Source organism: Haloarcula sp. S1AR25-4 (genome assembly GCF_031624555.1).
In the GTDB taxonomy this organism is placed as follows: domain Archaea; phylum Halobacteriota; class Halobacteria; order Halobacteriales; family Haloarculaceae; genus Haloarcula; species Haloarcula pellucida.
The window spans coordinates 413,930-440,000 of sequence record NZ_JAMQOR010000001.1 but is presented as its reverse complement, the minus strand read 5'-3'; the positions used below and the strand labels follow the sequence as shown (position 1 = coordinate 440,000).

Annotated in this window: 30 protein-coding genes; 14 read left to right on the top strand and 16 right to left on the bottom strand. The window is 66.0% G+C overall.

The genetic code is table 11. The features are described 5' to 3' along the window. The first annotated feature begins 70 nt into the window (after positions 1-70). Genes fabG through NDI85_RS02395 form a run of 3 tightly spaced genes read left to right on the top strand, consistent with a single transcriptional unit; the run spans position 71 to position 2,731 of the window. Entirely contained in the window at positions 71-814 is a 744-nt protein-coding gene (gene fabG / locus NDI85_RS02405) for a 3-oxoacyl-[acyl-carrier-protein] reductase (protein ID WP_188994982.1), read from the top strand. A gap of 1 nt (position 815) precedes the next feature. Further along, a complete protein-coding gene (locus NDI85_RS02400) occupies positions 816-2,402 on the top strand; it encodes an acyl-CoA carboxylase subunit beta (protein ID WP_188994984.1) in 1,587 nt (528 codons plus the stop codon). Next, entirely contained in the window at positions 2,402-2,731 is a 330-nt protein-coding gene (locus tag NDI85_RS02395; protein ID WP_310914795.1) for a hypothetical protein, read from the top strand. The genes NDI85_RS02400 and NDI85_RS02395 overlap by 1 nt, the downstream gene beginning before the upstream one ends. Here the strand turns inward: NDI85_RS02395 and NDI85_RS02390 are convergent, their stop codons facing one another. Next, positions 2,732-2,911 (bottom strand): hypothetical protein, encoded by a 180-nt coding sequence (locus tag NDI85_RS02390; RefSeq protein ID WP_188994988.1) that lies wholly within the window; start codon positions 2,909-2,911, stop codon positions 2,732-2,734. It abuts the gene before it with no gap. Positions 2,912-3,042: 131 nt separating this feature from the next. On the opposite strand from NDI85_RS02390, the gene NDI85_RS02385 reads away from it, so the two are divergent. From NDI85_RS02385 to NDI85_RS02360, 6 genes are all read left to right on the top strand, one after another. After that, positions 3,043-4,203 carry an ABC transporter substrate-binding protein gene (locus NDI85_RS02385; protein ID WP_310914794.1) on the top strand — a complete coding sequence of 387 codons (1,161 nt, stop codon included), beginning with the start codon at positions 3,043-3,045 and terminating at the stop codon, positions 4,201-4,203. Positions 4,204-4,222: 19 nt separating this feature from the next. Continuing rightward, positions 4,223-5,350 carry an iron ABC transporter permease gene (locus tag NDI85_RS02380; protein ID WP_310914793.1) on the top strand — a complete coding sequence of 376 codons (1,128 nt, stop codon included), beginning with the start codon at positions 4,223-4,225 and terminating at the stop codon, positions 5,348-5,350. Beyond that, positions 5,350-6,189 (top strand): ABC transporter ATP-binding protein, encoded by an 840-nt coding sequence (locus NDI85_RS02375; RefSeq protein ID WP_310914792.1) that lies wholly within the window; start codon positions 5,350-5,352, stop codon positions 6,187-6,189. Before NDI85_RS02380 ends, NDI85_RS02375 begins: the two co-directional genes overlap by 1 nt. Position 6,190: 1 nt before the next feature. Continuing rightward, positions 6,191-7,009, top strand: a complete 819-nt coding sequence (locus NDI85_RS02370) for a hypothetical protein (RefSeq protein WP_310914791.1) — start codon at positions 6,191-6,193, stop codon at positions 7,007-7,009. A 62-nt stretch (positions 7,010-7,071) separates the two neighbouring features. After that, the gene (locus tag NDI85_RS02365) at positions 7,072-8,223 is read left to right on the top strand and encodes a thiolase C-terminal domain-containing protein (RefSeq protein WP_310914790.1); all 1,152 of its coding nucleotides are present in this window, start codon (positions 7,072-7,074) and stop codon (positions 8,221-8,223) included. Then, a complete protein-coding gene (locus tag NDI85_RS02360; RefSeq protein ID WP_188995000.1) occupies positions 8,220-8,588 on the top strand; it encodes a Zn-ribbon domain-containing OB-fold protein in 369 nt (122 codons plus the stop codon). Before NDI85_RS02365 ends, NDI85_RS02360 begins: the two co-directional genes overlap by 4 nt. Here NDI85_RS02360 and NDI85_RS02355 read toward each other — a convergent pair. The 3 genes from NDI85_RS02355 to NDI85_RS02345 all read right to left on the bottom strand — a co-directional run bounded on the left by NDI85_RS02355 (position 8,567) and on the right by NDI85_RS02345 (position 10,225). Continuing rightward, a complete protein-coding gene (locus NDI85_RS02355) occupies positions 8,567-9,019 on the bottom strand; it encodes an HTH domain-containing protein (RefSeq protein ID WP_310914789.1) in 453 nt (150 codons plus the stop codon). The genes NDI85_RS02360 and NDI85_RS02355 overlap by 22 nt on opposite strands. A gap of 72 nt (positions 9,020-9,091) precedes the next feature. Further along, complete coding sequence (locus tag NDI85_RS02350) at positions 9,092-9,574, bottom strand: HTH domain-containing protein (protein WP_188995004.1); 483 nt, start codon at positions 9,572-9,574, stop codon at positions 9,092-9,094. 69 nt (positions 9,575-9,643) lie between these two features. Beyond that, positions 9,644-10,225, bottom strand: coding sequence for a hypothetical protein (locus NDI85_RS02345; protein ID WP_188995006.1), 582 nt, complete (start codon positions 10,223-10,225; stop codon positions 9,644-9,646). Between the two features lie 92 nt (positions 10,226-10,317). Between NDI85_RS02345 and NDI85_RS02340 the strand changes: the two genes are divergently transcribed. After that, positions 10,318-10,476 carry a hypothetical protein gene (locus NDI85_RS02340; RefSeq protein WP_166970084.1) on the top strand — a complete coding sequence of 53 codons (159 nt, stop codon included), beginning with the start codon at positions 10,318-10,320 and terminating at the stop codon, positions 10,474-10,476. 85 nt (positions 10,477-10,561) lie between these two features. Here NDI85_RS02340 and dpsA read toward each other — a convergent pair whose 3' ends face one another. From dpsA to NDI85_RS02325, 3 genes are all read right to left on the bottom strand, one after another. Continuing rightward, positions 10,562-11,107, bottom strand: coding sequence for a DNA starvation/stationary phase protection protein DpsA (gene dpsA, locus NDI85_RS02335; protein ID WP_188995008.1), 546 nt, complete (start codon positions 11,105-11,107; stop codon positions 10,562-10,564). Positions 11,108-11,268: 161 nt separating this feature from the next. Next, a complete protein-coding gene (locus NDI85_RS02330; RefSeq protein ID WP_188995010.1) occupies positions 11,269-12,033 on the bottom strand; it encodes a spondin domain-containing protein in 765 nt (254 codons plus the stop codon). A gap of 224 nt (positions 12,034-12,257) precedes the next feature. Then, entirely contained in the window at positions 12,258-12,635 is a 378-nt protein-coding gene (locus tag NDI85_RS02325) for a hypothetical protein (RefSeq protein WP_188995012.1), read from the bottom strand. A gap of 171 nt (positions 12,636-12,806) precedes the next feature. Between NDI85_RS02325 and acs the strand changes: the two genes are divergently transcribed. Both acs and NDI85_RS02315 read left to right on the top strand, forming a co-directional pair. Beyond that, the gene (acs, locus tag NDI85_RS02320) at positions 12,807-14,912 is read left to right on the top strand and encodes an acetate--CoA ligase alpha subunit (RefSeq protein ID WP_188995014.1); all 2,106 of its coding nucleotides are present in this window, start codon (positions 12,807-12,809) and stop codon (positions 14,910-14,912) included. Continuing rightward, on the top strand, positions 14,909-15,985 hold the full coding sequence (locus NDI85_RS02315; RefSeq protein ID WP_188995016.1) for a phosphotransacetylase family protein: 1,077 nt from the start codon (positions 14,909-14,911) through the stop codon (positions 15,983-15,985). The genes acs and NDI85_RS02315 overlap by 4 nt, the downstream gene beginning before the upstream one ends. Positions 15,986-16,180: 195 nt before the next feature. Here NDI85_RS02315 and bioD read toward each other — a convergent pair whose 3' ends face one another. Both bioD and NDI85_RS02305 read right to left on the bottom strand, forming a co-directional pair. Next, positions 16,181-16,870, bottom strand: a complete 690-nt coding sequence (gene bioD / locus NDI85_RS02310) for a dethiobiotin synthase (protein ID WP_310914788.1) — start codon at positions 16,868-16,870, stop codon at positions 16,181-16,183. Continuing rightward, the gene (locus NDI85_RS02305) at positions 16,867-18,066 is read right to left on the bottom strand and encodes an 8-amino-7-oxononanoate synthase (RefSeq protein WP_188995020.1); all 1,200 of its coding nucleotides are present in this window, start codon (positions 18,064-18,066) and stop codon (positions 16,867-16,869) included. Before NDI85_RS02305 ends, bioD begins: the two co-directional genes overlap by 4 nt. Positions 18,067-18,203: 137 nt before the next feature. Here NDI85_RS02305 and NDI85_RS02300 point away from each other — a divergent pair, with 137 nt between their 5' ends. Further along, entirely contained in the window at positions 18,204-19,520 is a 1,317-nt protein-coding gene (locus tag NDI85_RS02300; protein WP_188995022.1) for an aspartate aminotransferase family protein, read from the top strand. A gap of 26 nt (positions 19,521-19,546) precedes the next feature. Here the strand turns inward: NDI85_RS02300 and NDI85_RS02295 are convergent, their stop codons facing one another. The 5 genes from NDI85_RS02295 to NDI85_RS02275 all read right to left on the bottom strand — a co-directional run bounded on the left by NDI85_RS02295 (position 19,547) and on the right by NDI85_RS02275 (position 24,045). Continuing rightward, entirely contained in the window at positions 19,547-20,656 is a 1,110-nt protein-coding gene (locus NDI85_RS02295; protein ID WP_310914787.1) for a transcriptional regulator, read from the bottom strand. Positions 20,657-20,658: 2 nt separating this feature from the next. After that, positions 20,659-21,774, bottom strand: coding sequence for a biotin synthase BioB (gene bioB / locus NDI85_RS02290; protein WP_188995026.1), 1,116 nt, complete (start codon positions 21,772-21,774; stop codon positions 20,659-20,661). Positions 21,775-21,843: 69 nt separating this feature from the next. Further along, complete coding sequence (locus tag NDI85_RS02285) at positions 21,844-22,677, bottom strand: formate/nitrite transporter family protein (protein ID WP_188995028.1); 834 nt, start codon at positions 22,675-22,677, stop codon at positions 21,844-21,846. A gap of 162 nt (positions 22,678-22,839) precedes the next feature. After that, positions 22,840-23,649 carry a 3-methyl-2-oxobutanoate hydroxymethyltransferase gene (gene panB / locus NDI85_RS02280; protein ID WP_310914786.1) on the bottom strand — a complete coding sequence of 270 codons (810 nt, stop codon included), beginning with the start codon at positions 23,647-23,649 and terminating at the stop codon, positions 22,840-22,842. 183 nt (positions 23,650-23,832) lie between these two features. After that, on the bottom strand, positions 23,833-24,045 hold the full coding sequence (locus NDI85_RS02275) for a hypothetical protein (RefSeq protein WP_188995032.1): 213 nt from the start codon (positions 24,043-24,045) through the stop codon (positions 23,833-23,835). Between the two features lie 89 nt (positions 24,046-24,134). On the opposite strand from NDI85_RS02275, the gene NDI85_RS02270 reads away from it, so the two are divergent. Then, positions 24,135-24,362 (top strand): DUF5822 domain-containing protein, encoded by a 228-nt coding sequence (locus tag NDI85_RS02270; protein WP_188995034.1) that lies wholly within the window; start codon positions 24,135-24,137, stop codon positions 24,360-24,362. On the opposite strand, the gene NDI85_RS02265 is transcribed toward NDI85_RS02270, so the two are convergent. Then, positions 24,341-24,883, bottom strand: coding sequence for an HAD family hydrolase (locus NDI85_RS02265; RefSeq protein ID WP_188995036.1), 543 nt, complete (start codon positions 24,881-24,883; stop codon positions 24,341-24,343). The two genes, NDI85_RS02270 and NDI85_RS02265, sit on opposite strands and share 22 nt — an antisense overlap. 41 nt (positions 24,884-24,924) lie before the next feature. Then, positions 24,925-26,058 carry an acyl-CoA dehydrogenase family protein gene (locus NDI85_RS02260; RefSeq protein WP_310914785.1) on the bottom strand — a complete coding sequence of 378 codons (1,134 nt, stop codon included), beginning with the start codon at positions 26,056-26,058 and terminating at the stop codon, positions 24,925-24,927. Positions 26,059-26,071: the final 13 nt, after the last annotated feature.

The window sequence follows — 26,071 nt, the reverse complement described above, 5'->3', positions numbered from 1 at the left end:
ATTTGGCTGTGCTTTGCCCTCCTAGTCGAGAGATGAGTGCATCAAGCAACGGGGGTCACATCGAAGAACCATGAACCTCGACAACCAGACCTGCGTGGTTACAGGGTCATCACGAGGCATCGGACGCGGCATCGCGAAGGACCTCGGCAGAAACGGGGCCAACGTCGTCGTCAACTACCGGTCTTCCGAGGCCGAAGCGCGGGCTGTCGTCGAGAGCATCCGAGAGGAGGGCGGCGAAGCAATCGCCGCACAGGCCGACGTCGCGAAACCCGACGAAGTGCAGGCCATGCGAGAGAAGGTGGTCGACGAGTACGGACCGGCCGACGTCCTCGTCAACAACGCGGGCATCACCATCGATAAGAAGTTCGAGAACATGACCCGCGAGGACTGGGATACGGTCATCGACGTCAACCTCGGCGGGGTGTTCAACTGTACCGATGCGTTCTACGACGACATCAAGGAGGCCGAACACGGCCGTCTCATCAACATCTCTAGCGTCGTCGGTCAGCAGGGGAACATCGGGCAGGCCAACTACGCGACGACGAAATCGGGCCTGTTCGGTTTCACGCGGACGCTCGCTCTCGAACTCGCACACACCGGGGCGACGGCCAACTGCGTCGCACCGGGATTCGTCGAGACGGACATGCTAGAGGAGGTACCAGAGCGTGTACAGGAGAAGATACTCCGCGAGATTCCGCTCGACCGCTTTGCCACTGTCGAAGACATCGCGGGCATCGTGCGGTTCGTCGCCAGCGAGGAGTCCAGTTACATGACCGGACAGGTACTCGGCGTCAACGGCGGGATGGAGTGGTAACATGAGCAAACAGGAAGACCCGGACGCAGACGAGAGCGAATCGGCCAGCGACCCAGTCGAGGAACTGCGCGAGAAGCGCCGGCAGGCCGAACTCGGCGGCGGCGAGGCGCGCATCGAGGCCCAACACGAGAAGGGCAAGATGACCGCCCGCGAGCGTATCGACTTCCTCGTCGACGAGGGGACGTTCAACGAGGTCGACCCGTTCGTCGAACACCGCTCGACGAACTTCGGGATGGAGGAGAAGCGCTACGCCGGCGACGCCGTCGTCACGGGCTACGGCGAAGTCGACGGACGGAAGGTGTTCCTCTTCGCCCACGACTTCACCGTCCTCGGTGGCTCAGTCGGCGAAGTCGTCGCCGACAAGATCTGCAAGGTGATGGACAAGGCCATCGAGAACGGCGTCCCCGTCATCGGCCTGAACGACTCCGGCGGCGCACGCATTCAGGAGGGCGTCGACTCGCTGGTCGGGTTCGCGAAGATCTTCGAGCGCAACACGAAGGCGAGCGGCCTCATTCCACAGATTTCGGCCATCATGGGGCCGTGTGCCGGCGGTGCGACGTACTCCCCGGCGCTGACGGACTTCACGTTCATGGTGCAGGACACCAGCCACATGTTCATCACCGGGCCGGACGTCATCGAGACGGTCACCGGAGAGCAGGTGTCCAAAGAGGAACTCGGCGGCGCCAGTTCCCACTCGACGAAGTCCGGCGTCGCCCACTTCTCGTACCCCTCCGAGGAGGAGGCACTGGAGAACATCCGCCGACTCCTCTCGTACCTCCCGCAGAACAACATGGAGGACCCCCCGCGGGTCAAGCCGTGGGACGAACCGGACCGCGAAGTACCGGAGGTCACGGACATCGTCCCCTCGGCGCCGCGCAAACCCTACGACATGAGTCAGGTCCTCGGGCGCATCGTCGACGAGGAATCGTTGTTCGAGGTCCACGGCAACTGGGCGCGCAACGTCATCACCGGGTTCGCTCGGATGGACGGCCAGTCGGTCGGCGTCGTCGCGAACCAGCCACGAGTGAGCGCCGGAACCCTGGACATAGACGCCGCAGAGAAGGCCGCTCGCTTCGTCCGGTTCTGTGACTCGTTCAACATCCCTATCCTCACCTTCGTCGACGTCCCCGGGTTCATGCCCGGCACCGACCAAGAGCACAACGGCATCATTCGACGGGGGGCGAAACTCATCTACGCCTACGCCGAAGCGACGGTCCCGCTCCTCTCGGTAGTGGTCCGCAAAGCCTACGGTGGCGCCTACATCGTGATGTCGTCGAAGTTCCTCGGCAGCGACGTCAACTACGCGTGGCCGGGGTCGGAGATGGCCGTTCTCGGCCCGCGCGGGGCCGTCAACATCCTCTATCGCAAGGAGATCGCCAACGCCGACGACCCCGACGCCAAACGGCAGGCGCTGATGGACGACTTCCGCGAGGAGTTCGCCCACCCCTACGGCCCGGCCAAGCGCGGCTACCTCGACGACGTCATCGAACCGAAGGACACGCGCAAGCGCCTCATCGACGACCTCGACCTCCTCCAGCGCAAGCGCGAAGACACCCCACCGAAAGACCACGGGAACATCCCGCTCTGATGTCGTCGCTCGAACAACCCGAAACGGCCGAGCAGTCCGTCGACGAGGCCCCCCAGGGGGTGACCGTTACCGTCGAGGACGGTGAACTGGCCGTCTCGATACCCGACGACGCGACGGCCTCGGAGGCGGCGGCCATCACCGCCGCCGTCGGCGCCCACGTCACCGACCGGCAGCGTGCGGCCGCCGCGGCGGCCGCCAGTAGGCAGACCGTCGAGTACGTCGACGACTGGAAACTGGCCGGCCGACTGGAGCGCTTCGGAAAACAGCGTCGCCCCGAGAACGTCGAACGGGGCGACGAGTGGAAAGCGGCGGCGCGAGCGCGGTACTGATTACTCGAACTGTTCTAACACTTCGAGGTCACGGGCCGTCTTCATGAACTCCGCGAGGCGCCGTTCGTGGCCGCAGTCCTTGCACGCGAACGTCGTATCGGGGCTGGAGAGGTCGGCGACGTTCGCTTCCCAGTTCTCCTCGCAATCGGGACACTGCAGTTGAACCCATGCCTCCTGCATAGGAGAATCTGGACAGGGCGCAGTGATATACTTTGTGCGGATTGGCACCAGCCGACAACGCACTCCGCGACTGTTTAGGGTTGCCTAAAGATAGGAACCTTTATCACAATTAGGGTGGCCTAAACCTAAGCATGGATCGTCGCGACTTCGTGAAGACTGGTGGTATCGCACTCACAGGACTCCTCGCTGGCTGTTCGCAGGGTAGCAGCGAGACGGACGGAACGAACTCGGAGAACGGAACGACGGGATCGACGACCACCACCGAAAGCAGTTCCTACTCGGTTTCGATGGCCCCGATGGGCGAGGTGACGTTCGAGTCCGTCCCCGAGAAGTGGATCGCCTACGACGGCGCGTACGCCGACATGGCCGTCGCGCTCGGACAGGCCGACGGCATCACCGGCATCGGGTACGCAGACCGGTACTACACCTACGTCTACGACGAACTGGACGGTGTGAACGTCGACCGCTCGACGCTCACCGAGAACGAACTACTGGGCGACACCATCCCCAAAGAGCCGTTCTACGCGCTGGAGAACGACGTCCACCTGATGGACCCGAAGATGCTCATCAACTGGTTCGGGTGGTCCGAGAGCGACGTCGAGGATATTCGCGAGGCCGTCGCGCCGTTCTTCGGGAACCTCAACTTCCGACGCGAGGACGAGTGGCACGACTACCGCTACTACACGATGTACGAGGCGTTCGGGAAACTGGCGAACCTGTTCAAGGAGACCGAGCGCTACGAGCAGTTCGCCTCGCTCCACGACGAGTTCATCACGAAGGTACAGACGCAACTCCCGTCGGCCGGCGAGCGCCCGAACGTCCTGTTGACGTACGCCGGCGCGGACCAACCCGAGCAGTTCTCGCCGTATCGCATCACGGACAAGGGAACCAGCAAGAAGCAGTGGCACGACCTCGGCGTCGGCGACGCGCTCGCCGGCACGGGTATCGACGGCCTGAGTACCTCCGACAGGGGCAAAATCGACTACGAATCGATGCTCAACGTCGACCCCGACGTACTACTGGTCAGAGGGCACGAGCGCAAGTCCGCCGAGGAGTTCCGCAACACGGTCCTCGCCTACATGCGAGACCACGACGTCGCGAGCAAACTCTCGTGCGTCCAGAACGGGCGCGTCTACCGCGGCGGGTTCCTCCATCAGGGGCCGATTCAGAACCTCTTCCTCACCGAACGGGCGGCACAACAGCTGTTCCCCGAGACGTTCGGCGAAGTGACGAGCGACGAGACGCTGTTCGACCGCGGTCGCGTCTCCGAAATCGTAACCGGGAACTTCTGATACCGAGGCGCACCACCAGATGACCCACGAGTCCCACGGCGACAGCGGGCCCGGCGACAACGTGAGTGGCGTCTCCGACGGCTGGCGCGTCCTGCTCGACCGCCAACTCGGGCTCCTCGCCCTCGGGAGCACCGTCGTATTCGTCGTCGCGTCGTTCGTTCAACTACGGTACGGCTCGTACCCGATGACCCCGGCGGAGGTGATCGCCGGGCTGACCGACCCCGCTATCGTGGCGGACCCGCGGGTTCTGGCGGGACTCCTCCTCGGCGGCGAGTTCCCGGACGTGGCGAACAGTACGCTCATCCTCTGGAAGATACGGCTCCCGCGCATCCTCGTGGGCGTCATGGTGGGTGCGAACCTCGCCGTGGCCGGCGCCATCTTTCAGGCGATCACGCGCAACGAACTCGCCAGCCCCTACGTCCTCGGCGTCTCGGCAGGTGCGGGCCTCGCGGTGCTCGTCGTCCTCATCCTCGTGCCCGTCCTCTCGTCGTACCTCCCGTTCGTCGCCGCGGTGGGCGGTACGGCGGCGTTCCTGCTCGTGTACGCCATCGCCTGGCAGAACGGGACCAGCCCGGTACGCCTCATCCTCGCCGGCATCGTCGTCGCGACCATCGGCCAGTCGTTACAGACCGGGCTGTTCTTCTTTGCCGGCAACACCGGCGTCGTCCAGACGGCGCTGTCGTGGCTAACGGGGTCGCTGACGGGGACGAGTTGGAGCGAGGTCCGGCTGGCACTGCCGTGGACGGTCCTCGCTCTCGGGCTCGCTATCGCGGGATCACGCCAACTGAACGTCCTCCTGCTCGGCGAACAGGCCGCGAGTTCGCTCGGGATGCGGGTCGAGCGCGTTCGGTTTGGGCTCTCGGCGCTCGCTATCGCCGCGACGGCCATCTCCGTCGCCGTGGCTGGGCTGGTCGGTTTCGTCGGCCTCGTCGTGCCACACCTCGTGCGCAACATCGTCGGGACCGACTACCGCCGGCTCGTCATCGGCTGTGTTTTCGCCGGCCCCGCGCTCGTGACCGCCGCCGACGTCGGCGCGCGCCTCGCGCTCTCGCCCATCCAGCTCCCGGTCGGTATCGTCACCGGATTGCTCGGTGGCCCGTACTTCCTCTACCTGATGCAAAAACAACGACAACTCGGTGAACTCTGATGCAGACACCCGATACGAACGACCCGTTGACGAACTCGGATTCGGAGGCACAGCCCGCCGACAGTGCCGTGGTCGGGTCCGACCTCGAAATCGGTTACGCGAGTACCGACGAACCCGTCGTCACCGTCGACCGCATCGACGTACCACGTGGCGAGATAACGGCGCTGGTCGGCCCGAACGGCAGTGGCAAGAGCACCCTCCTGAAGACGCTCGCTCGGCAACTCGGTCCCGACGAGGGCGAGGTCTTGCTGGAGGGCAAAGACGTCCAGACCTACGACCAGAAGGCCCTCGCCCGTGAGCTTGGGCATCTCTCACAGGAGAACGACGCGCCCGAGACGGTCACCGTAGAGAACCTCGTCGCCCACGGTCGCTACCCGTATCGCGGTTTCTTCGAATCGCTCGGTGAATCCGACGCCGAAGCCATCGCCCGCGCCATCGACCTCGCTGGCGTCGAGGACCTCCGGGGAGAGCCCGTCGGGAACCTCTCGGGCGGCCAGAAGCAGTTGGTCTTCATCGCGATGGTGCTGGCCCAAGACACCGACGTCCTCTTGCTCGACGAACCGACGACGTTCCTCGACCTACACCACCAGCTACGGGTGATGGAGACGGTGACGCGGCTGAACGAGGAACGAGACGTGACCGTGGTCGTCGTCCTCCACGACATCGCGCAGGCCGCGCGGTTCGCCGACTACCTCATCGCGCTCGACGACGGCAGCGTGTACGACTGGGGGCCGCCGACCGACGTGGTGACCGAGGCACTCCTCCGGGACGTGTTCGACATCGAGGCGGCCGTCAGGTACACGCCTGACCCCGAGATAGTGCCGAAACACTCACTGTAACATGGTCGGACGGACACTCGCGGACATCCGAGCGCGAATCGACGAACTGAGCGTCGCCGTCGGTCCCTACCGCGTCCGCAGCGCTCGGACCGGCGAGTCGCCGGTGCCGGTGACCGGAAAGCAGTTCCCGGACAGAGAGACGGCGGCGGAGGCCGCGAGCGTCGCGACCGCCTACCGAACCGCACTCCGGCGGTACGACCCGTACGTCGCCGTCCACGGCCTCGTCGTCTCCCAGACCACTGCGGGGTCGACCACGGCCACGGTGACACAGTCCCTTCCGGCGTACTGTCACCGGGTGGCCGGCGCACTGTTCGAGACGCTCTCGAACCGGTACGGACGCATCGAGCGCCGGGTCATGGACACCTACCTCGAGGCCGCGGAGACGACCGAGAACAGGACCCGACTCTGTCTCTCGATGCTAGAGAGCACCGCGACGGCCATCGACGAGGCGTTACCGCCGGACGAGCAGGCGACGGTCCTCTCGGCGGCCGCCGGTCGGTTGCCGCGGCGGTCGACCGCCGACCGGCCGCGTCGGAGCGCGCTCACCACGCTCCGGTCCTGTGACCTCGTGCGGTCGTTCAGCGTCGAACCGACGCCAGACCACGGGGAAAGCCAGTACCGCATCACGCTCGCTGGGTATCGGCCGTCGCTGGACGGTGACCGGTGTCCAGTCCTCCCCGTGGCCGTGGAACTACTCCGGCGGACCGGCGTTCCGCCAGCTATCGTGTCCGCCAGCCGTTTCGGCGACGGGTGGCGACTCCGCGTGTCGACTGTCTCGACGGTGTCTGGGAGCGGCCTCGCGGTCGCGCCCTCGGCGTAGCGTCGTCTCATTCAATTGGTGGGACCGTAACGAATACACTACCCCCCCGAGTGTGCTCACACATGGGAGTCGCAGTAATCGGTGCGTCGATGACGAAGTTCGGGCAGCGTGACGCCTGGATACAGGAACTCCTCGCCCAAGCGGGCGAAGAGTGCCTCGACGATGCCGGTGTCACACCGACCGACGTAGAGCATCTGTACGTCTCGAACATGGCGAGCGGCGAGTTCGAGGGCCAGACGGGCGTGATGAACGCGCTGGCCCACGACCTCGGCGTCTTGCCGGCGTACAGCGAACGGGTCGACCAGACCTCCTCCTCGGGCGGTGCGGGCATCTACGAGGCGTGGCAATCGATCGCCTCCGGTGCAAGCGAGATGACGCTGCTCGTCGGTGGGGAGAAGATGACCCACAAGACGACAGGTGAGGCGACTGACATCATCGCCTCCATCACGCATCCAGCGGAGTACAAACACGGCGTGACCCTGCCGTCGTTCGCCGGGATGACTGCCCGTCACTACCTCGAACGGTTCGAGGCCCCGAGGGAGTCGCTCGCGCGCGTGGCGGTGAAGAACCACAAGAACGGCGTCGACAACCCGAACGCGCAGTTCCAGAAGGAGATCACCGTCGAGCAGGCACTCGACTCGCCAATCATCGCGGATCCGCTTCGGCTCTATGACTTCTGTCCCATCACGGACGGGAGCGCCGCGATGATGTTCACCACGGAAGAGCGAGCGAAGGAGATCACCGACGAGTACGCCGTCGTCTCCGGTATCGGCGGGGCGACGGACACTCACGTGGTCCACGAACGCGACGACCCTACTGTCATGGGCGGCGTCGTGGAGTCGAGTAAGCAGGCCTACGAGATGGCCGGTCTGGGCCCCGAGGACCTCGACGTGGCCGAACTTCACGACATGTTCACCATCCTCGAGTTCCTCCAGTTGGAGGGGATCGGCGTCGCGGATCAAGGCACTGCGTGGGAGCTGGCGATGGACGGCGCCACGGCGAAAGACGGCGACCTGCCGATCAACACCTCGGGCGGCCTGAAGTCGAAGGGCCACCCACTGGGTGCCAGCGGCGTCGCACAGGGCGTCGAGATTTACGAGCAACTCGTCGGCGAGGCCGGCCCGCGACAGGTCGACGCGGAGACGGCACTCGCGTGTAACGTCGGTGGCTTTGGCAACTGTGTCATCACCACTATCATGGAGGCCGCAGAATGACTCTCGAAGCAGGGAAGTGCCCGAACGGTCACGTCTCGTACCCCACGCACCCGCGCTGTCCGGAGTGTGGCGAACCGCAGGAGGAGACGTTCGACTTCTCCGACCAGCGCGGCGAAGTCGTCACGTGGACGAAGTCCACGGCGACGCCGCCGGGCGTCCGCCAACCGAACACGCTCGCCATCGTCGAGTTCGACGTCGACGGCGACGTGGTCCGTGCGCTCGGACAGGTGACCACGGAGGAAATCGAGACGGGTGCGGAAGTGGAGCCAGTCTACGTCGAGGAGTTGCGGGACCCCGACGTCGGCCTCAAGCGCGAGAACCCGGAGAGCCAGGAGTGGGGCGGCTACCGCTGGGACCCGGTGTGAGCTAACGCCTCACCGGACTGTAACGCCGCTTCGATTCTATCGAGTCCGTCGGCTACGGTACAGTGGCCACACGACCCCCGGTGGGGGTAGACGCCGACGAGTTCGCCGTCTTCCCAGTAGGACAGACAGATGACCGGGAGCGTCACCACCGAATCGTCACCAGTGAACGCGCTGTGTCGGTCGTGGCGGTCGAACGTCGGCGTGAGCGAGCAGTCGTTGGCCTCGGCCCACGCCGCCATCGCGGCGATGTCCTCGGTCTCACGCGGGTCGGTTCCCGTCGATAGCCGGTGCCAGTACTTCACGGAGACGTCGTCGAGAAGGCCCTGCTGGCGAAGCGAGTCGGTTCGCCCGAGGACGCTCGCCTGCCGCCGTTCGGTTTCGTCAGGAACGGGTGACCGAAGGTAGACGGTCATCCGACGGGTATGAGTCATGGTATCGTACACCGGATGAGTGTCCTAGGTCGGTTGCAGAGATAGCCGTATCGGTGTACGTATCCCTCATCGTCAGTCAGCCGTGGACGCAGTCGTCGGGCCGGTAGGTGCCGGACTCTCGGCGTTACCGAGTTCGCCGAGACAGTCGTCGATAGACCTCGGCGTGCCGTCCTCGCTGAACGGTGCGACCTGTATCAGTTCGCCGTCCTCGTAGATAGCGAGACACATGGCTGGGAGGACGAGTTCCTTCCGTCGCTCGCCCGTCTCGGTGCTGTAACAGGTCCGGACGCCGAAAAACGGGCTGAGACAGGCGCCCGTCGCTCTGGCCCAGTCGGCGAACTCGTTGTATCGGGTCCGCTCCAGACAGTCGCCGGCGCCGCTGATGGGGATGCGCTTTGCCCACGTCGTCGTCTCGAACCCGTCGATGACGCCGTTGCACTGTAGCTCCTGTAACCGTGTCTCGACGGCCGTCCGCCGCTTCCGGGACGGCCCCGGTAGCTCAGTCCTGACGAACAGTTCCGCCCGACGCGTCCTTGGACACTCTGTGTTCTGCATCGGTACCTGTAGGTACAGCTGTACAATAATAAAACATTATGTTTATTATGCAACCATTAGTGTCGCTATTCACACGTCGTCGTTTCCGCCGTCTCCGTCGTCGTCGCGTCCGTTTTCGGCGTCTTCGAGGTCGTCCTTGATAGACTCGAGTTCCGCGTCGACGTCAACGGGGACTTCGTCGATACCACCTTCGAGGGTATCATCGTCCTGCGTCTCGGCCAACTGCTCGGCGAGGTCCGAGCGTAACTCACGGGCCTCTTCGAGGAGTTCCCGAGCGTCCTCGTCCTGTGGTCGCCCCTCCACGGCGTCCTGCAAGTCGGTGAGGGCGTCGTCCAGGCGCGTGAGCGTCGCTTTGCTCAACGTCGTCGCGCGCCGACGGACCTCGCTCGCACCGGACCCGGTCGACGTCGGGCGTCCTTCGGCCATCCGGAGAGCGCGCCGGAGGAGTTTCAGCGCCTCGACGTTCGTCTTCAGCACGAGGATAGCGGCCGGTATCGTCACGTCGCTCGTAAACCGGAGCAACTCCTTCGGCGTCGGTGGTCGGGGCCGACCGCTCTCCGTGGTCGGTTCCATCTCCGTCTCTAGGTCTCGAAGCGTCCGGACGAGGTCTGTGAGGAGGGCAGTGATGTCGTCGCCGGAACTGGCACTCATACTCCCACCTTGCGGGGAGAGGTACAAAAGTTCGCCGCGACGATTAGGCCAACCAAAACCCTTTTTGCTTTAGGGGGGCCTAATCTCCGATAATGCCATCGCAGACGGACGACGGCGAGGTCGCGGACGCCGACGAGGACCGCCCGACCGTCACTACCCACGAGAGCGTCAAAGACAGGACAGTGTTCACCGAAGACGGCAATCAAGAGGGGTGGATCGCGACCGACCTCACCGTCGACCTCCGTCGGTAGTTCTCACAGAAAACGGGTCAGTTTTCGACGCGTACGCGAACGTCTCGGTGCTGACAACAGCCACCGAGTGATAGAACCGTCCGTCTCAGTCCATCGCGCCCTCGACGACGAGCGTGTCGTCTTCGAGGTAGTGTTCGATGTGGTGTGCGTCCTCTTCCGTCTCGACCAGAATCTCGCGGAGGATCTGTGCCGTCGCGTGGTCGCCGAGGTTCTCGGCGAGTTCGATGTGGTCGCGCAGCGACTCGATGACGTCGCCGTACATCTCGAGGTCGTTGTGCAGGGAGGTGCGGATGTCGTAGACGTCCTGTCCCTCGTACTCGACGCTCGCGTGTTCGGCTTGCTCTGCCCCGCCGGCGATGGGTGCGCCACCGAGCGCCTGCGCCCGTTCTGCGATCTCGTCAGCGGCGGCCTCGACGTTGCCCGCGGCCTCGCCGAGGAAGAGGTGCAGGTCTCGGAACTCCGCACCTTCGACGTTCCAGTGGTGCTTCTTCAACTGATGATACAGCGTGTACGCGTCTGCGAGGTCTTGGTTCAGGGCGTCGATAATCTGCTCTGACTTCTCTTTCTCGAGTCGGAGTTTGTTCTCTTCGACCTCACCGAACTGCTTCCGGACGTGTTCCTGAGTGGCCATAGGCATCTCTACATACTCACGGACAATACTTAAAACTTCCCACACGAGAAAGAGATTTTCGGTTTGCCAAAAAACTATTTCTTTGATGAGGCACTCGAATTCGTTTTCGTGTTTCGGGGAACACCCGCTACCCGGATCGGAGTCGTCCCCCGTCCGACCGGTCAGGACTCTACTCGTTCGACCTGCAGATAGCCGGCCGGTTCGCGCCAGTCGTACACCGACGGCGGGAGGTTCCCGACGCCGTCGATACCGGGGTGTGGCCGGATGACGCCGTCCTCGGAGATGTCGGAGTCGCTCCGCGTGGTGCCCTCCGATTCGCCTCCGATGATGAGCGTCTTCGCGGGCGGGACGAGGTCCTCGAACAGTTCGGTGTTCTCCTCGGTGCCGACGTCGTACCCGTTGGCGTAGTACGTCCGGGACTCGTTGACTCGGTCGGGCAACGGAACGGTGTCCAGTCCGACGATTCCGTCGTTCGTCGCCACGAGCATGCTGACGAACGTGAGGTACTCGGCGCTCGAATCGGCCGACAGTTCGAGTTCGGTGTAGTACGGGAGGCCCGTATCGCCGGGGTCCGCTTCCGGCACGAGCGGTGACTCACCGACTGCGGCGCCCCGGATGGCGTTCGTGTCGTCGATGAGGTCCACGAGCGGGTCGAGATTCCCGTTCTCCGCGAGTTGTCTGGTCGGTCTGTTGGCCTCCTCGCCCACCGCGAACACTTCGACGCTCGACCGGTGTGCGGCGACGGCGGGCGGCGTGAACGGTTGGCCGCGCGTCAAGTTAGCGACCGTGACGCGGTACGTCCGGTTGCCGTCACGTCCGTCGTCGCGCTGTCCGAGCACCGTCGAACTGCCGAGGGCGAGCGCTCCGAGCGTCCCGCCACCGAGGGCGAGCGCTCGTCGTCTGGTCAAGGTCGGTCCGTCGGTCATAGCGCGGTTCCTCGATCGGGCCGTGTGTCTGCTGGTACCATTGCTGTCCTCCGTCTACGCCGAGGGAGCAGACCCTGTTTGTAATTACGTCGGTATCGGCGGCCCCCAGACGTCGAGAACCGATACCGCGGGCCTGCCGTGTGCTACGGTCGCCTTATCGTCCTCAAAAGTTCCAGACACGCGCTCACCCCGTCGGCCGATAACGGCGGCTTAGCGCCGGCGGGCTACCGCGCCACGACGATGGCGACGTGGTCCGGCGCGATCTCCTCGACGGCGACGTCGTCTGTCCGGAGCGTCTGTTCCTGATGGACGGCCGTGACGGCCGTGAAGACGTGTTCTTCGAAGCCCAAGTGGTCGCGGAACTCCTCCCAGACGGTCGGTGGGACGCCGAGGACGAACACCTCGGGCGCTCGGTGGAGTACCGGGTCCTCGAACCGCTTTCGCCACTCGTAGACGAGGTCCTCGACGCCGGGATTCGTTGCCATCGTCTGCTGGTGGTCCGCGAGTGCCTCCCGCAGTTCCGCTTCAGGCACGTCGTTCTCGTCTGCGATAGCCCGAATCACCGCGTCGTCGAACACGGTCAGCGACACCGGATCGGTCATCGCCCGGAGTTGGCAGTCGACGGGGAAAAATACCCCGCTGTGGCGCGCCTGTCTCGCCGCTCCTGTCAGCTCAAAAACCCCATAATCACCCGATTAAACACCCATATTCCCGTTTTGCGGGATTACCTCGGCAGTTATTTCCCCGAGTATCCGTTACCGGCGACTAGAGGAATGGGACGACTATCGACGCTGTTTGCGCCGGAACGGGTCGCCGTGATCGGTGCGACCGACTCGGAGGGTTCGGTCGGTCGCGCCATCACGTCGAACCTGCTCGAATCGTTCGACGGGGAGGTCGTAGCAGTCAACCCGTACAAGGAGGTGGTGTTGGGTCTCCAGTGTTACGACGCGGTAGCCGACGTCGACGCGCCGGAGACCATCGACGTCGCCGTTGTCGTCGTACCGCCGAACGTCGCCGTAGAGGCGATACGGGAGGCCGGTGCGGCCGGCATCGAGAACGTCGTCGTCATCACTGCCGGGTTCGGCGAGACCGGAAGCGAGGGTGCGGCCCGGGAGCGTGACCTCCGTGCGGCCGCCGAGGAGTACGACCTCAACCTCGTCGGCCCCAACAGCCTCGGCGTCATGTCGACGCCGAAGGGGCTGAACGCCACGTTCGGCAACGAGATGGCCACCGAAGGGGACATCTCGTTCATGAGTCAGTCGGGGGCGTTCGTCACCGCCGTCCTGGACTGGGCCGCCGAACGCGACGTCGGGTTCAAGGACATCGTCTCGCTGGGGAACAAGGCCATCTTAGACGAGGGGGACTTCGTCGCGGAGTGGGGCGACGACGCCGAGACGGACGTCATCCTCGGCTATCTGGAAGATATCGACGACGGCGAGAAGTTCATCCAGACCGCCCGCGAGGTGACACAAGACACACCTATCGTCCTCGTAAAGTCCGGGCGCACCGACGCCGGGGCGTCGGCCGCCGCCTCACACACCGGGGCCATGGCCGGGTCCGAACGGGCCTACGAGGCCGGCCTCGAACAGGCCGGCACGCTGCGGGTCGAGTCCGTACAGGAACTGTTCGACTTCGCACAGATTCTCTCGGGCCAGCCACTCCCCGACGGCGAGGAGATAGCCATCGTCACGAACGCCGGCGGCCCCGGCGTGATGACGACCGACGCCGTCGGCGACTCGGACCTTTCGCTTGCGGAATTCGAAGACGAGACGCTCGACCGACTGGGCGAGACGATGCCCGACGAGGCGAACATCTACAACCCGGTCGACATCATCGGAGACGCCCCGGCGAAGCGATTCGAGATAGCTCTAGAGACGGTTCTCGAAGACGACAACGTCTCGATGGCCGTCGTGGTCGCCTGTCCGACGGCGGTCCTCTCCTTCGAGGAACTCGCCGAAGTCGTCACCGAGAAGCAACAGGAGGCCGAGATGCCCATCGCGACGACGCTGATGGGCGGCAAGTCCGTCGGCGAAGGGCAGGACATCCTGAGCGAGGCCGGCATCCCGAACTACTTCGACCCCGCGCGTGCGGTCGATAGCCTGGACGCCCTCCGCGACTACGGGGAGATACAGGCCCGCGAGTACGAGGAGCCGACCGCCTTCGACGTGGACCGCGAGCGCGCTCGCGAGGTTCTGGAGTCCGCCGCCCGGCGGAACACGAACCGCCTCGGGGTCGAAGCGATGGAACTGCTCGACGCCTACGGCATCCCGACGCCACGAGGCGGCGTCGTCTCCTCGCCCAGCGAGGCACAGGACCTCGCGGAGGAGATCGGCGACGAGGTGGTCATGAAGATCGTCAGCCCGGACATCCTCCACAAGTCCGACATCGGCGGCGTGGAGGTCGGCGTCCCGCCAGACGAGGTTCGAGACACCTACGAGGACCTCGTCGTCCGCGCGCGCAACTACCAGCAGGACGCGACCGTCCTCGGCGTGCAGGTCCAGGAGATGGTCGACCTCGACTCGGGCACCGAGACCATCCTCGGGATGAACCGGGACCCGCAGTTCGGCCCGCTCCTGCTGTTCGGCCTCGGAGGTATTTTCGTGGAGGTCCTCGAAGACAACACTGTCAGAGTCGCTCCAGTGAGCGAACCCGAGGCCAGAGAGATGCTAGACGACATCGACTCCGCGCCGCTCTTGCGCGGGGCCCGCGGCCGTGACCCCGTGGACGAGGACGCCCTCGTCGAGACCGTCCAGCGGCTCTCACAGCTCGTCACGGACTTCCCGGCCATCGTCGAACTGGACATCAACCCGCTCGTCGCGACCCCCGACGGGGTGCAGGCGGTCGACCTGCGACTCACCATCGACCAGGAGGAACTATGACCGACTCGAACACGCTACTCGTCACGTCTACGGAGGAAGGTATCGGCAAGACGGCAATCACCCTCGCACTCGCAAAGGCGGCCCAGGAGGCCGGCAAGGAGGTCGGCTACATGAAGCCGAAAGGCACCCGACTCCAGAGTGCGGTCGGCAAAACCCGGGACGAGGACCCGATGCTGGCCCGAGAACTGCTCGGGTTAGACGCGGAGGTCCACGAGATGGAGCCAATCGTCTACTCGCCGACGTTCGTACAAGAGGCCATCCGCGGCCGTGAGGACGCAGACGAACTCCGCGGGCGCGTCGTCGACAACTTCCAGGCCATCTCCGAGGGCAAAGACCTGATGGTCGTCGAAGGGAGCGACCGTCTCGAGACGGGCAGTATCGTCGACCTGACCGACGCCGACATCGCCGAAGCGCTCGACGCGCGCGTCCTCCTCGTCTGTGGGTACGCGACCGTCGGCGACGCCGACGAGGTGCTCGCCGCGGCCCGGTCGCTCGGTGACCGCCTCGCCGGCGTCCTGTTCAACGGCGTCACCGACGCCGCGATGGACGAACTGACCGACGACGTCCTGCCCTTCCTCGAAGGCCGCGGCGTCCCGGTGTTCGGGTCGCTCCCGCGCGTGCAGGAGCTCGCCGGCATCACGGTCGAAGACCTCGCTCGCAGTCTCGGCGCCGACGTACTCACCAACGAGGCGTCGACGGACGTCCACGTCGAACGGTTCACCGTCGGGGCGATGGGCGGCAACAGCGCCCTCGACCAGTTCCGGCGCACCCGCGACGCGGTGATGGTCACCGGCGGCGACCGCTCGGAGGTCCAGACGGCGGCGCTCGAAGCCTCGGGCATCAAAGCGCTCCTGCTGACTGGCGGGTTGCGCCCGGCGAGCGCCGTGCTCGGCCGGGCCGAAGACGAGAACGTCCCCATCCTGCTCGTCCAGTCCGACACGCGGACGACTATCGACCGGGTCGAAGACGTGCTTCGGTCGGGCCGAACGCGGGACCAGGGTACCGTCGAACGGATGCAGACGCTGCTGGACGACGGCGTCGACGTCACCTCACTGCTCCAGCTAGAGGAGTAAGGTCCCTTTCGCCTGCGGTTTTAAACGTAGATACTCGAACATCTGGCCGTATTATTTACAAATCTCCAGTGGAAATGCACCTCAGGATTTTTGGATGTCTGACGCCATAGTGAAAGTGGAGCCGAGAGGCTCCGTAGTGTCACACGCTCGGGGACCCCCTTTCCCCGATTCGACCCCTTTGTGCGAGCGTCGGCGTCAGAACTCTGTTACTGCCGAGAGAGCCGCCGCCGGGAGGTGCTCGCGGACGCCGCTCACTGCCTCGGACGGTTCCCGGAGGTCGAGCGGCGGTAGCGTCCACACCGGGGCGTCCGTCATCCCTTCCAACACGTCGGGGTTCGTCCGTTCGGCGACGGTCGCGCCCTCGTACTCGTTGAGGACGACGCCGTGGACCGAGACGCCGTGTGCGCGCAGGGCATCGACGGTCAACCCGGTGTGGTTCAGCGTGCCGAGGCCCGACCGAGCGACGACGACCGCCGGCAGGCCGAGGGCGGCGACGAGGTCCAGAACCTCCGCGCCGTCCGCCAGCGGGACCCGGAGACCACCGATACCCTCGACGACGCCGACCTCGTGGGCGTTGACCGCCGTTCGAACGCCGGACAGGATCTCGTCGTAGGAGAGATCGGCCTCGGCCACGTCGGCGGCCACCTCGGGGGCCAGCGCGGGCGCGAGTCGGCGGAGGCAGATCGACGCCGTCTCGTTCCCACAGGCCTCGGCGACGAACGCCGCGTCGTCGTCCGGCGGATAGCCGGTCTGGCAGGGTTTGACTGCGACGGCATCCACGCCGCGGTCACGGAGCCACCCGGTCAGGCCGGCGGTGACGACGGTCTTGCCGACGCCGGTACCCGTCCCGACGACGAACAACCCACCCGGACTCGCGTCGGTCACAGCACACCGACCTCCTTCCCGGCCGCCTCGAAGGCGTCGAGACACTGCGTCAGATCAGCGTCGGTGTGGGTGGCCATCGGAGCGACGCGGATTCGGGACGTTCCCTCCGGAACCGTCGGCGGGCGGATGGCCGGGGCGACGACGCCGTGGTCGCGGAGTCGCTCGTCGAGTTCGAGGGCGTCTACCCGGTCGCCGACCAGCACCGGGAGGATGTGCGTCTCGCCCAGCACTTCGTAGCCCATCGCTTCAAGCCCCTCTCTGAGGGTCTCGACGGTCTCCCAGAGGCGGTCTGTCTGGTCTGTCTCCCGAGCGATTCGAAGCGCCTCGCGGGCCGCACCGGCCGCGGGCGGCGCAAGTCCCGTCGAGAAGACGAACGACCGCGCTGCGTTCAGGAGGTACTCGACCAGTTCCTCGTCGCCGGCGACGTACCCGCCCTGACTCGCCAGCGCCTTCGAGAGCGTCCCGAGTTGAATATCGACGCGGTCGCTGAGTCCCTCGCGCTGGACGACGCCGCCGCCGTTCCCGAACAGGCCGGTGGCGTGGGCCTCGTCAACCATCAGCCACGCGCCGTACTCCTCGGCGGCGTCACAGAGCGCCGCGAGCGGCGCGACGTCGCCGTCCATCGAGAAGACGGAGTCGGTGACGACCAACCACTGCTCGCCGTCGCCGGCCGTCGACGCCCGCTCGGCCATCTTCGCCCGCAGGTCGTCGGCCTCACAGTGGTCGTACACCACCGTCTCTGCCGCGCCGACCCGACAACCGTCGATGATGGAGGCGTGGTTCAGTTCGTCCGAGAAGACGGCGTCCGGCGCGAGGGCGTCGATGGTACCGACGTTGGCGGCGTACCCGGAGGAGAAGACGAGCGCTCGCTCGGTCCCCTTGCAGTCCGCGAGGTCGCGTTCGAGCGCGCGGTGGAGACGCGTATCGCCCGTGACGAGGCGAGACGCCCCCGCACCTGTCCCGACGGTTCGCGCCCCCTGTTCGGCCGCGCGCTGGACGCGCCCGTCGTCGGCCAGTCCGAGGTAGTTGTTCGCCGCGAAGACGACCATCTCCTCGCCGAAGTCGGCCGCACCACTTTTCGGGTCGTCGGCAAAGCGCGTGCGTCGCGCGACTCGCTCGGTCACGTCGAGGTGGCGGCGTAAGTCCTGCCGTTCACGCTCGCGGAGGCGGTCGCCGAGGTCGAACCCATGCGTCATCGTTCGTGGTGTCGAGCCAGCGCCCCTTAGCGATTGGTGATGGGCAGAGCGGTCGATAGTGACGGACGCGGGACCCTGACAGCCCCCAAACCAGTCACCTCACTTACTTTTACTACGCTCCCGTGTGAAATGACAGCATGGACCGGGACAGCGCCGAACCGAGCGTCGACCAGTTCCCCGGCACGCGCGCCCGAGAACGCGTCGACCACCACCACGAAGTGGCCGCGCCGGCCACGCACGTCTACGACTTCGTCTGGGACGCGACCGCCGACGCCCGGGGGCCGTACTGCCGGGACGTCGACGGGAACGTCCTGTTGGACTTTACGTCCCACGTCGCCAGCGCACCGCTGGGCTACAACAACCCCTCCCTGCTCGACCGTCTCGACGAGTTCGACCTCGTCGACCCGCTGAAGTTCGCCGGCCAGGACTTCTACGCGAGTACGGGGGACCTCCCCGGCCCGACCGAACTGATGCACCGCCTCGTCGACGTCGCTCCCGACGGTCTGGACACCGTCTTCCTCTCGAACTCCGGGGCCGAGGCCGTCGAGAACGCCATCAAAATCTGTTACGACCACCGCGACGGCGCGAAGTACGGCCTCACCTTCGAGGGCGCGTTCCACGGCCGGACGCTGGGAGCGCTCTCGCTCAACCGCTCGAAGGCCGTCCACCGACGGGACTTTCCCGAGGTGACCGGAGTCACCTCGCTCCCGTACTGCGACGACCGGACCTGCGACCCGGCGTCCTGTCGCTGTGGCTACTTTCCGGCGGGCGACACCTCGCAACTGCGGCGCAAACTCGGGGACGGCGGGAACGTCGACCCCGACGAGGTGGCCTACGTCATCCTCGAACCGGTGCAGGGAGAGGGCGGCTATCGGATTCCGAGCGAGGCGTTCATGGACGACGTGGCGGCGGTCTGTGCGGAGTACGACATCCCACTCGTCGCCGACGAGATTCAGTCCGGCGTCGGCCGAACCGGTGAGTGGTGGGGTGCCGACCACTACGCCATCGACCCGGACGTCCTCGCCGTCGGGAAGGGACTCCGGGTGGGTGCCACGGTGGGCCGAGACGAGGTGTTCCCCGACGAGGAGGGCCGCCTCTCCTCGACGTGGGGATCGGGCGACTTGCTCTCCTCGCTGGTCGGGGCGCTCACGCTCGACGTCATCAAGGAGCGAGGACTGCTCGACCACGCCGCCGAACGAGGTGACCAGTTGAACCGACGGCTCTCCGAGGCCTCCGTCGAGGGCGCGATAGACGTCAGAAACCTCGGGCTGTTGGTCGCCGTCGAGTTCGAGACCCGAGAGCGGCGGGACGAGATGGTCGAGGCGTGTCTGCAGGAAGGATTGCTGACGCTCGCCTGCGGACACCGGACGCTCAGACTACTGCCGCCGCTGGACGTTCGGGAACGCGAGATTACGCAGGCCGTCGACGCGTTCCGCCGGGCCGCGAGTCGCTGAGCGCGTCTGAATCGGCGCCTCGCGGCTCAGAACCCGGGCATCAGGTCCGCGGGGCCGAAGACGCCGTAGTGGCCCGCGCGGTTGTTCCGGACGCCGGCTTTCAGGTAGCCCAGCGCCGGGCCGTTGACGTTCGCTTCCATGCTCGTCACGTCGTCTAGCTGGAAGGTGTTGGTGCCCGTCTCGCCGTCGAAGGTCGTGCCCGTCACCGAGACTGTCGTCGTGGTCGGCTTCTCGTCCGAGCGGACGTCCAGCACGCCGCCGACGTGGACGTCCTCGGCGTCACAGATGCCCGCTCGTTCGAGGAGGACGTCGTCGGCGTGTTCCATGTCGTGGAACTCCAGCACGCCGTCGTGGTCGTCGATGAGTTCCTCTATCTCCGCTTCGCTCATCTCGCGGGCCGTCTCGATGTCGTAGCCGTCGAGGTGGGCGATGTCCTCGCGGACGGTGCCGCGGTTGTCCTCGTAGCCGCTTTTCAAGCCGACGCCCCACCATATCTCGACTTCCTCGACCTCGACGAACGATTGGGCGGCGAGCGCCGCCGCCCCGGTCAGGAACCCGGGCGTCGCGCCGGCGCCACAGACGAAGGTGATGCCCGACTCCGTCAGTTGCTCCTCGCGGTCGTCCAGCATCCCGATGACCCGCGAGCGCTTGAGCACGTCGACGAGGACGCCCTCGTAGTCGGCCTCGGCGAAGCGCTCTGCGACCCGCGGGATGAAGTCGTGTTCGAGGTTCGGGAGCGCGATGAGGACGGCGTCGATGGCGTCGCTCTCGGCGATGACGGCGTCGATGGGCGTCTCCGTCGGTCGGCCCTGTTCGCTGGCGACGACGCCGGCTTGGTCGCCGTGTTGCTTGACGCCCGCCGTCGCCGCGCCACCGTCAGTCGACACGTCGTCTCGCGGCCCGCTGTCTCGCGGCTCGTCGCCGCTCGACTGTTCCGGGCCGCCTTGCGGCCCGCTTGCGATGTTGCCCTCCGTCGCCTCCAGCAGTTCCGCAACGTCCAGACCGCCGTGGTCGACGGCGACGCCGTTGCGGTCACACGCCGCGACGGCGGTCAGACCGTCCTTGTGCTGGGAGACTTCGAGTGTTCGTCGGCCGATACCGCCCGTACCTAGTACTGCGAATCGTACGTCGTCCATAGTCAGTCGTCTGATTGAAGTTCCGATTTGCTCTGTGCGGTGCCTGCCGCCGTCTCGGGGTCGGTACCGTCGTCGGCGCGCGTCTTGACCTCGTCGGGGTCGAAGGCGTTGGCCTCGGTGTTGGGTTCGAGGCCCGCCGCTTCCATGATTTCGAGGTCGTCGGCCGCCGACTGGCCCTCCGTGGTGAGGTAGTCGCCGGTGAGGATGCCGTCCGCGCCGGCCTCCAACGCGGCCACCTGTCCGTCCGTGTCGAGGTTCACCTCACGCCCGCCGGTCAGGCGCACGCGGGCCTCGGGGTGGAGCAGGCGGTACACCGCGATGGTCTTGACGACCTCCTCCGTCGTGATGTCGGGGAGGCCGCGCTCGGCCATCGGCGTCCCCTCGACCGGATTCAAGATGTTGACCGGGAGCGAGGAGATGCCGATGTCTTGCAGGGCCATCGCCGCGTCGACGCGGTCGGTGGGCGTCTCGCCCATGCCGAGGATGACGCCGGCACAGAGGTCCATGCCGGCCTCCTTCGCTACTTCCAGCGTCTCGACGCGGTCCTCGAAGGAGTGCGTCTGGACGATTTCCGGGAAGTACCGGGGCGACGTCTCGATGTTGTGGTTGTAGTGGTTCAGCCCCTCCTCTGCGAGGATAGCCGCCTCCTCGTCCGTGAGGATACCGAGGCTGGCGTCCACTTCCACGTCCGTCTCGTCACGGACCAGACGGATGGCCTCCAGTACTTCCTCCCACTCGTCGGGCCGCTGTTCCTTCGAGACGCCCTTCTCCGCGACGACGATGCCAAAGCGCTGAGCGCCGTCGCGCTCGGCGCGTTTCGCGGCCTCCAGAATCTTCTCCGGACCGAGGAAGCCGTAGTTGTCGATGCCGGTGTCGAAGTGCACTGACTGGGCACAGAACCCACAGTCCTCCGCGCAGTTACCGGCCTTGGCGTTCACGATGGAACACGCGTCGACGGTACCGTCCCCGAGTTGCGTGCGGACGTAGTCGGCCCCCGCCGCGAGGGCGTCGACTGGCTGTGCGATGAGCGCCAGACCGTCCCGGCGGTCTAAGCGCTCGCCGTCCAGCACGCGTGTGACGGCGTCGTCTACCGTGCGGTTGCCCGTCTCGTAAACCACACGACCAACGACAGTTGACGAGTGAATAAAACTTCGGGTGAGTGGTAGGTCACGTCGTCCGGTCCTCGACTACTTTCGGTGAACCTCGGTGTGAGAAGGGCCACTACGGACCACGTGTCCGTACTTCAGAAGCGCGACGAAGACGACGCCGCCGATGGTGTTTCCGACCGTCGAGAACACGAGGAATCTACCGTAGTCGAGGACGGTCATCTCCGGGGCCACGATGACGCCGGCGACGACTTCGACAGACCCGGCGATACAGTGTGGCAGGTGCGCAAAGCCAATAGACGCCGCGATGAGCCAGACGATCAGCATCCGCGAGACGGTACTGTCCGCCGCGGCGACGAGCCACGAGAGCAGCCCCATCAGCCATCCGGCCATGATTCCCGCGCCGACCAGCACTGCCGGTGACTGCTCTGTGTACGTCTTCGCCAGTTCGACGAACGTTGCCGGTTCGACGACGCCCACCGCCGGCCCGATAGCCACGGCGAACCACGCGAAGAGGACGGCCCCGACGATGTTGCTAGCGTAGACGGTTCCCCACAGACGTCCGAGTCGAGCGACGCCGGCCTGATCGTCAAGCACCGGGAGCACCGCGAGCGTCGTGTGTTCGGTGAACAGTTCCGACCGGCCGAGGACGACCAGAATGAACCCGACGCCGTACGCCAGCCCCAACAGGAGTTCTTTCGGGAGGTCCCCGGTCCCCGAGACTCCGGCCGAGGTCAGGACGACGGCCATCAACAGCGGTCCGAATCCGATGTCGAGGCCGGCCGACAGCGCCGACAGCGAGAGTCCCGTGACCGGGCGCCGAAGCTCACTCAACCCCCGCTCTATCTGGATGTCGAGGATGTCTTCGCTCGGTATCTGCTCTTCGTCAGCAGTGTCGGTACCCGTCCCGGACATATAGCCTGTCGTTCACGAGATCGCCGTATGATTGTTCACCCACTAACCGCACATAATCGAGAATTATCCGGCGGTAGCTTCGGATACTCCGTGCCACGGGTTCCTGTCAAAAAGCGCGAGTCCCGCCGCGGACGGTGTCAGCGGTCGGTGTGTGGACGTCCGTCAGTACAGGTCGTCCAGTTCCTCGCTCGCACTCGCGTGTTCGTCCCCGGGGAACTCACCGGACTCCACGGCGTCGACGTAGTCGCTGATAGCCCCGTGCATCTCACTGCGGACGTCGCCGAACTGCTCGGCGAAGGGCGGACTCGACGCTGCCAGTCCCACGACGTCGGTGAAGACGAGCACCTGCCCGTCACAATCGCCGCCGGCGCCGATACCGATGGTGGGGATGTCGATGGCCTCGGTGACCTGCGCGGCGAGGTTCGCCGGCACGTGTTCGACGACGAGGGCGAAGGCACCGGCGTCCTCGTGGGCCCGCGCGAGTTCGAGAATCGCTTCGGCCTCCTCGCGGTCGTTGGCTTGCTGGGTGTATCCCGTCTGGTTGACGCTCTGTGGCGTCAGGCCGAGGTGGGCCATGACCGGGATGCCGAGGTCCGAGAGCCGTTCCGTCAACGAGAGGGTGTGCGGGCCGGATTCGAGTTTGACGGCGTTCGCGCCGGCTTCCTTGAGCATCCGGCCGCAGTTCCGCACGCTCTCGCCCTCGTCCGCGCCGAAAGAGAGGAACGGCATGTCCGCGACGACCAGCGTCTCGTCCGTCCCGCGGGCGACGGCAGCGACGCGAGAGGCCATCTCGTCTACGGTGACCGGGAGCGTATCGTCGTAGCCGAGGACGGCGTTGCCCATGCTGTCACCGACGAGGATGACGTCGACGCCCGCGCCCTCGGCGATACCGGCCGTCACGGCGTCGTAGGCCGTCAGCATCGTTATCTGTTCGTCCCCTGCCATCGCCTGCAGGTCCCGGACGGTAGTCATATCCGTGGCCGGGCGCGCCGTGCTATTACGTGTTCGGGTCCCGGTTACAGCGGACGAGCCACCATCTCGCTCCACGACTCGACTCCCCAGCGGTCGTCGAAGACCGCCGCTCGCTCGGGTCGGGGTCGACGGCCTGCTTAGACACCTACCGGTCCGCGGCGTCACTCGGCTCGTAGGACCGTATCAGTCCCCGTCCAACAGACCGAGGTCACGGCCCACCCGGTCGACGAGTTGGTCGAGGACGTCCGGGTCGACCTCCGCGACGGGATCGCCGTCGTGGAGTTGCTCGTTGTGGCGGTCGACGGCCGACTCGACGTCTTCGAACGGCACGCGCGTCCGGGTGTCACAGGCCGTACAGACGACCGGAATCTCCGGCAGTTCGTCGTCCTCTGTCATCGACAGCCGGTTTGCACCGGGGGTGGAAATATCGTCTGGTCGCCGACGAAACCGGAAACGGCTTGCCGGTCCTCCGGGAAACACCGACCGTGCCAGCAGTCGAACAGACCGACCCCGACGGCGTCGACTTCGGGTGGGTCATGCAGGTCACGTTCGTGACGACCATCCTCGTCGGGTCGCCCATCGTCGTCCTCGCGTCGTTCGGGACGGCGCTGCCGACGTGGACGAGTCGCGCCCTCTTCGCGGTCCGGGTAGGCGCCGTCGTCTGGTTTCTCACCGCTATCGGCGTCTACCTCTATGCCCGATATCGGCGCTGATCGAACTCGCTCGCCCACGCGAAGTCGGTGCCGGCACGGCGGGCGGTCTCTGCGTCTCGCTCCGAATCGCCGACGAACACCGTCTCGGAGGGAGTCGCGTCCATCTCGTCGACGACCGCCAACAACCCTTCGGGGTCGGGCTTGGCGGACCCGACCGAGTCCCGGCCGACGACCGGCCCCACCGACCGCGTGAGGTCGTGGGTCTCCAGTGCGAGGCGACAGGCCACCTCGGCGTTCAGCGAGCAGACGCCGACGGGCACGTCGTGGGGCAACCCGTCGGCGAGCGTGAGGCGGTCGGAGTTCCGCGCGCCCTCGCGCTCGTAGTCGGTTATCGTCGCCTCGACGGCGTCGCGGTGGCCGGTCTCGTCTGACAGCTCCAGCATCCCCCAGAGGCCGGCGCTCTCGGGGTCCACGCCACGCGCTCTGAGGACGTCTGCGACGTCGCTAGCGACCGCGCCCCAGTCGACAGCCAACCGCACGAGCGTCCCGTCGAGGTCGTAGACCACAGCGTCGTACGTCACGCGAGAGCGTACGCCGGCGGGCCAAAAGTGTGTATCGGCACTCAGCGGTCGTCCAACAGCGACCGGGCGACGACGTTCTTCTGGATCTCGCTGGTCCCCTCGTAGATGGTCGTCACCTTCGCGTCGCGATAGAGGCGCTCGACCGGGAAGTCCGTGGTGTAGCCGTAGCCGCCGTGAATCTGGACCGCCTCGTTGGTCACGTCGACGGCACCCTCGCTCGCGAAGTACTTCGCCATGCTCGCGGCCTGTCGGGCGTCCTCGCCGCGGTCCATCCGACTCGCCGCGTCCCACGTGAGGAGACGACCCGCCTGCACGGTCGTCGCCATGTCCGCGAGTTTGTGGCGTATCGTCTGGAACGCCGATATCGGCTGGTCGAACTGGTCGCGGTCCTGTGCGTACTCGATGGCCTCGTCCAGCGCCGCCTGCGCGAGTCCGACGGCCTGTGCGGCGATGGCGACGCGCCCCTCGTTCAGAATCGACAGCGCGGCGGCCAGTCCCGCCCCCTCTTCGGTCAGTCGGTACCGTTCGGGAATCCTGACCCCGTCGAAGGTCAGCGACGTGGTGTCGCTCGCGCGCAGACCGAGTTTGTCCTCTTTCTCGCCGACAGAGAGGCCATCGCTGTCTTTCGGGACGAGAAACTGTGTGATGGAGTCCGGGTCGTTACGCGCCGTCTTCGCAAACAGGACCACGACGCCCGAGCGCTCGCCGTTCGTTATCCACTGTTTCTCCCCGTCGACGACGTACTCGTCGCCGTCTCTCCGCGCGACGGTCGTCATCCCACGCGGGTTCGACCCGGCCTGCGGTTCAGAGAGGGCGAACGCGCCGACCGGCCGACCGTCGACCATCTCGGGAAGCCACTCGTCACGAACGGGGTCGTCGCCGAACGCCGCGATACAGGCGGTGGCGAGACAGTGGACGGAAAGCGCCGTCGCGACGGCCAGCGACCCGTAGGCCAGTTCCTCGTTGACGATGGCGTAGGTCCGACGGTCGGCGTCGAAGCCGCCGTACTCGGCTGGCGTCGTCAGGCCAGTGAGGTCGATGTCGGCGAGGCGGTCCCAGACGTCCTCGGGGAACGACTCCGTCTCGTCGGCCTCGCGCGCGGTCGGGCGTACCTGTTCGGTCGCGAACTCCCTGACGGTCGCTCTGATGGCCTCCTGTTCCGGCGAGCGCTCCATACCGACAGTATGG

Coding starts and splice junctions, on each gene's coding strand:
- fabG (WP_188994982.1), top strand. CDS start 71: ATGAACCTCGACAACCAGACCTGCGTGGTTACAGGGTCATCACGAGGC.
- NDI85_RS02400 (WP_188994984.1), top strand. CDS start 816: ATGAGCAAACAGGAAGACCCGGACGCAGACGAGAGCGAATCGGCCAGC.
- NDI85_RS02395 (WP_310914795.1), top strand. CDS start 2,402: ATGTCGTCGCTCGAACAACCCGAAACGGCCGAGCAGTCCGTCGACGAG.
- NDI85_RS02390 (WP_188994988.1), bottom strand. CDS start 2,911: ATGCAGGAGGCATGGGTTCAACTGCAGTGTCCCGATTGCGAGGAGAAC.
- NDI85_RS02385 (WP_310914794.1), top strand. CDS start 3,043: ATGGATCGTCGCGACTTCGTGAAGACTGGTGGTATCGCACTCACAGGA.
- NDI85_RS02380 (WP_310914793.1), top strand. CDS start 4,223: ATGACCCACGAGTCCCACGGCGACAGCGGGCCCGGCGACAACGTGAGT.
- NDI85_RS02375 (WP_310914792.1), top strand. CDS start 5,350: ATGCAGACACCCGATACGAACGACCCGTTGACGAACTCGGATTCGGAG.
- NDI85_RS02370 (WP_310914791.1), top strand. CDS start 6,191: ATGGTCGGACGGACACTCGCGGACATCCGAGCGCGAATCGACGAACTG.
- NDI85_RS02365 (WP_310914790.1), top strand. CDS start 7,072: ATGGGAGTCGCAGTAATCGGTGCGTCGATGACGAAGTTCGGGCAGCGT.
- NDI85_RS02360 (WP_188995000.1), top strand. CDS start 8,220: ATGACTCTCGAAGCAGGGAAGTGCCCGAACGGTCACGTCTCGTACCCC.
- NDI85_RS02355 (WP_310914789.1), bottom strand. CDS start 9,019: ATGACTCATACCCGTCGGATGACCGTCTACCTTCGGTCACCCGTTCCT.
- NDI85_RS02350 (WP_188995004.1), bottom strand. CDS start 9,574: ATGCAGAACACAGAGTGTCCAAGGACGCGTCGGGCGGAACTGTTCGTC.
- NDI85_RS02345 (WP_188995006.1), bottom strand. CDS start 10,225: ATGAGTGCCAGTTCCGGCGACGACATCACTGCCCTCCTCACAGACCTC.
- NDI85_RS02340 (WP_166970084.1), top strand. CDS start 10,318: ATGCCATCGCAGACGGACGACGGCGAGGTCGCGGACGCCGACGAGGAC.
- dpsA (WP_188995008.1), bottom strand. CDS start 11,107: ATGGCCACTCAGGAACACGTCCGGAAGCAGTTCGGTGAGGTCGAAGAG.
- NDI85_RS02330 (WP_188995010.1), bottom strand. CDS start 12,033: ATGACCGACGGACCGACCTTGACCAGACGACGAGCGCTCGCCCTCGGT.
- NDI85_RS02325 (WP_188995012.1), bottom strand. CDS start 12,635: ATGACCGATCCGGTGTCGCTGACCGTGTTCGACGACGCGGTGATTCGG.
- acs (WP_188995014.1), top strand. CDS start 12,807: ATGGGACGACTATCGACGCTGTTTGCGCCGGAACGGGTCGCCGTGATC.
- NDI85_RS02315 (WP_188995016.1), top strand. CDS start 14,909: ATGACCGACTCGAACACGCTACTCGTCACGTCTACGGAGGAAGGTATC.
- NDI85_RS02305 (WP_188995020.1), bottom strand. CDS start 18,066: ATGACGCATGGGTTCGACCTCGGCGACCGCCTCCGCGAGCGTGAACGG.
- NDI85_RS02300 (WP_188995022.1), top strand. CDS start 18,204: ATGGACCGGGACAGCGCCGAACCGAGCGTCGACCAGTTCCCCGGCACG.
- NDI85_RS02295 (WP_310914787.1), bottom strand. CDS start 20,656: ATGGACGACGTACGATTCGCAGTACTAGGTACGGGCGGTATCGGCCGA.
- NDI85_RS02285 (WP_188995028.1), bottom strand. CDS start 22,677: ATGTCCGGGACGGGTACCGACACTGCTGACGAAGAGCAGATACCGAGC.
- panB (WP_310914786.1), bottom strand. CDS start 23,649: ATGACTACCGTCCGGGACCTGCAGGCGATGGCAGGGGACGAACAGATA.
- NDI85_RS02275 (WP_188995032.1), bottom strand. CDS start 24,045: ATGACAGAGGACGACGAACTGCCGGAGATTCCGGTCGTCTGTACGGCC.
- NDI85_RS02260 (WP_310914785.1), bottom strand. CDS start 26,058: ATGGAGCGCTCGCCGGAACAGGAGGCCATCAGAGCGACCGTCAGGGAG.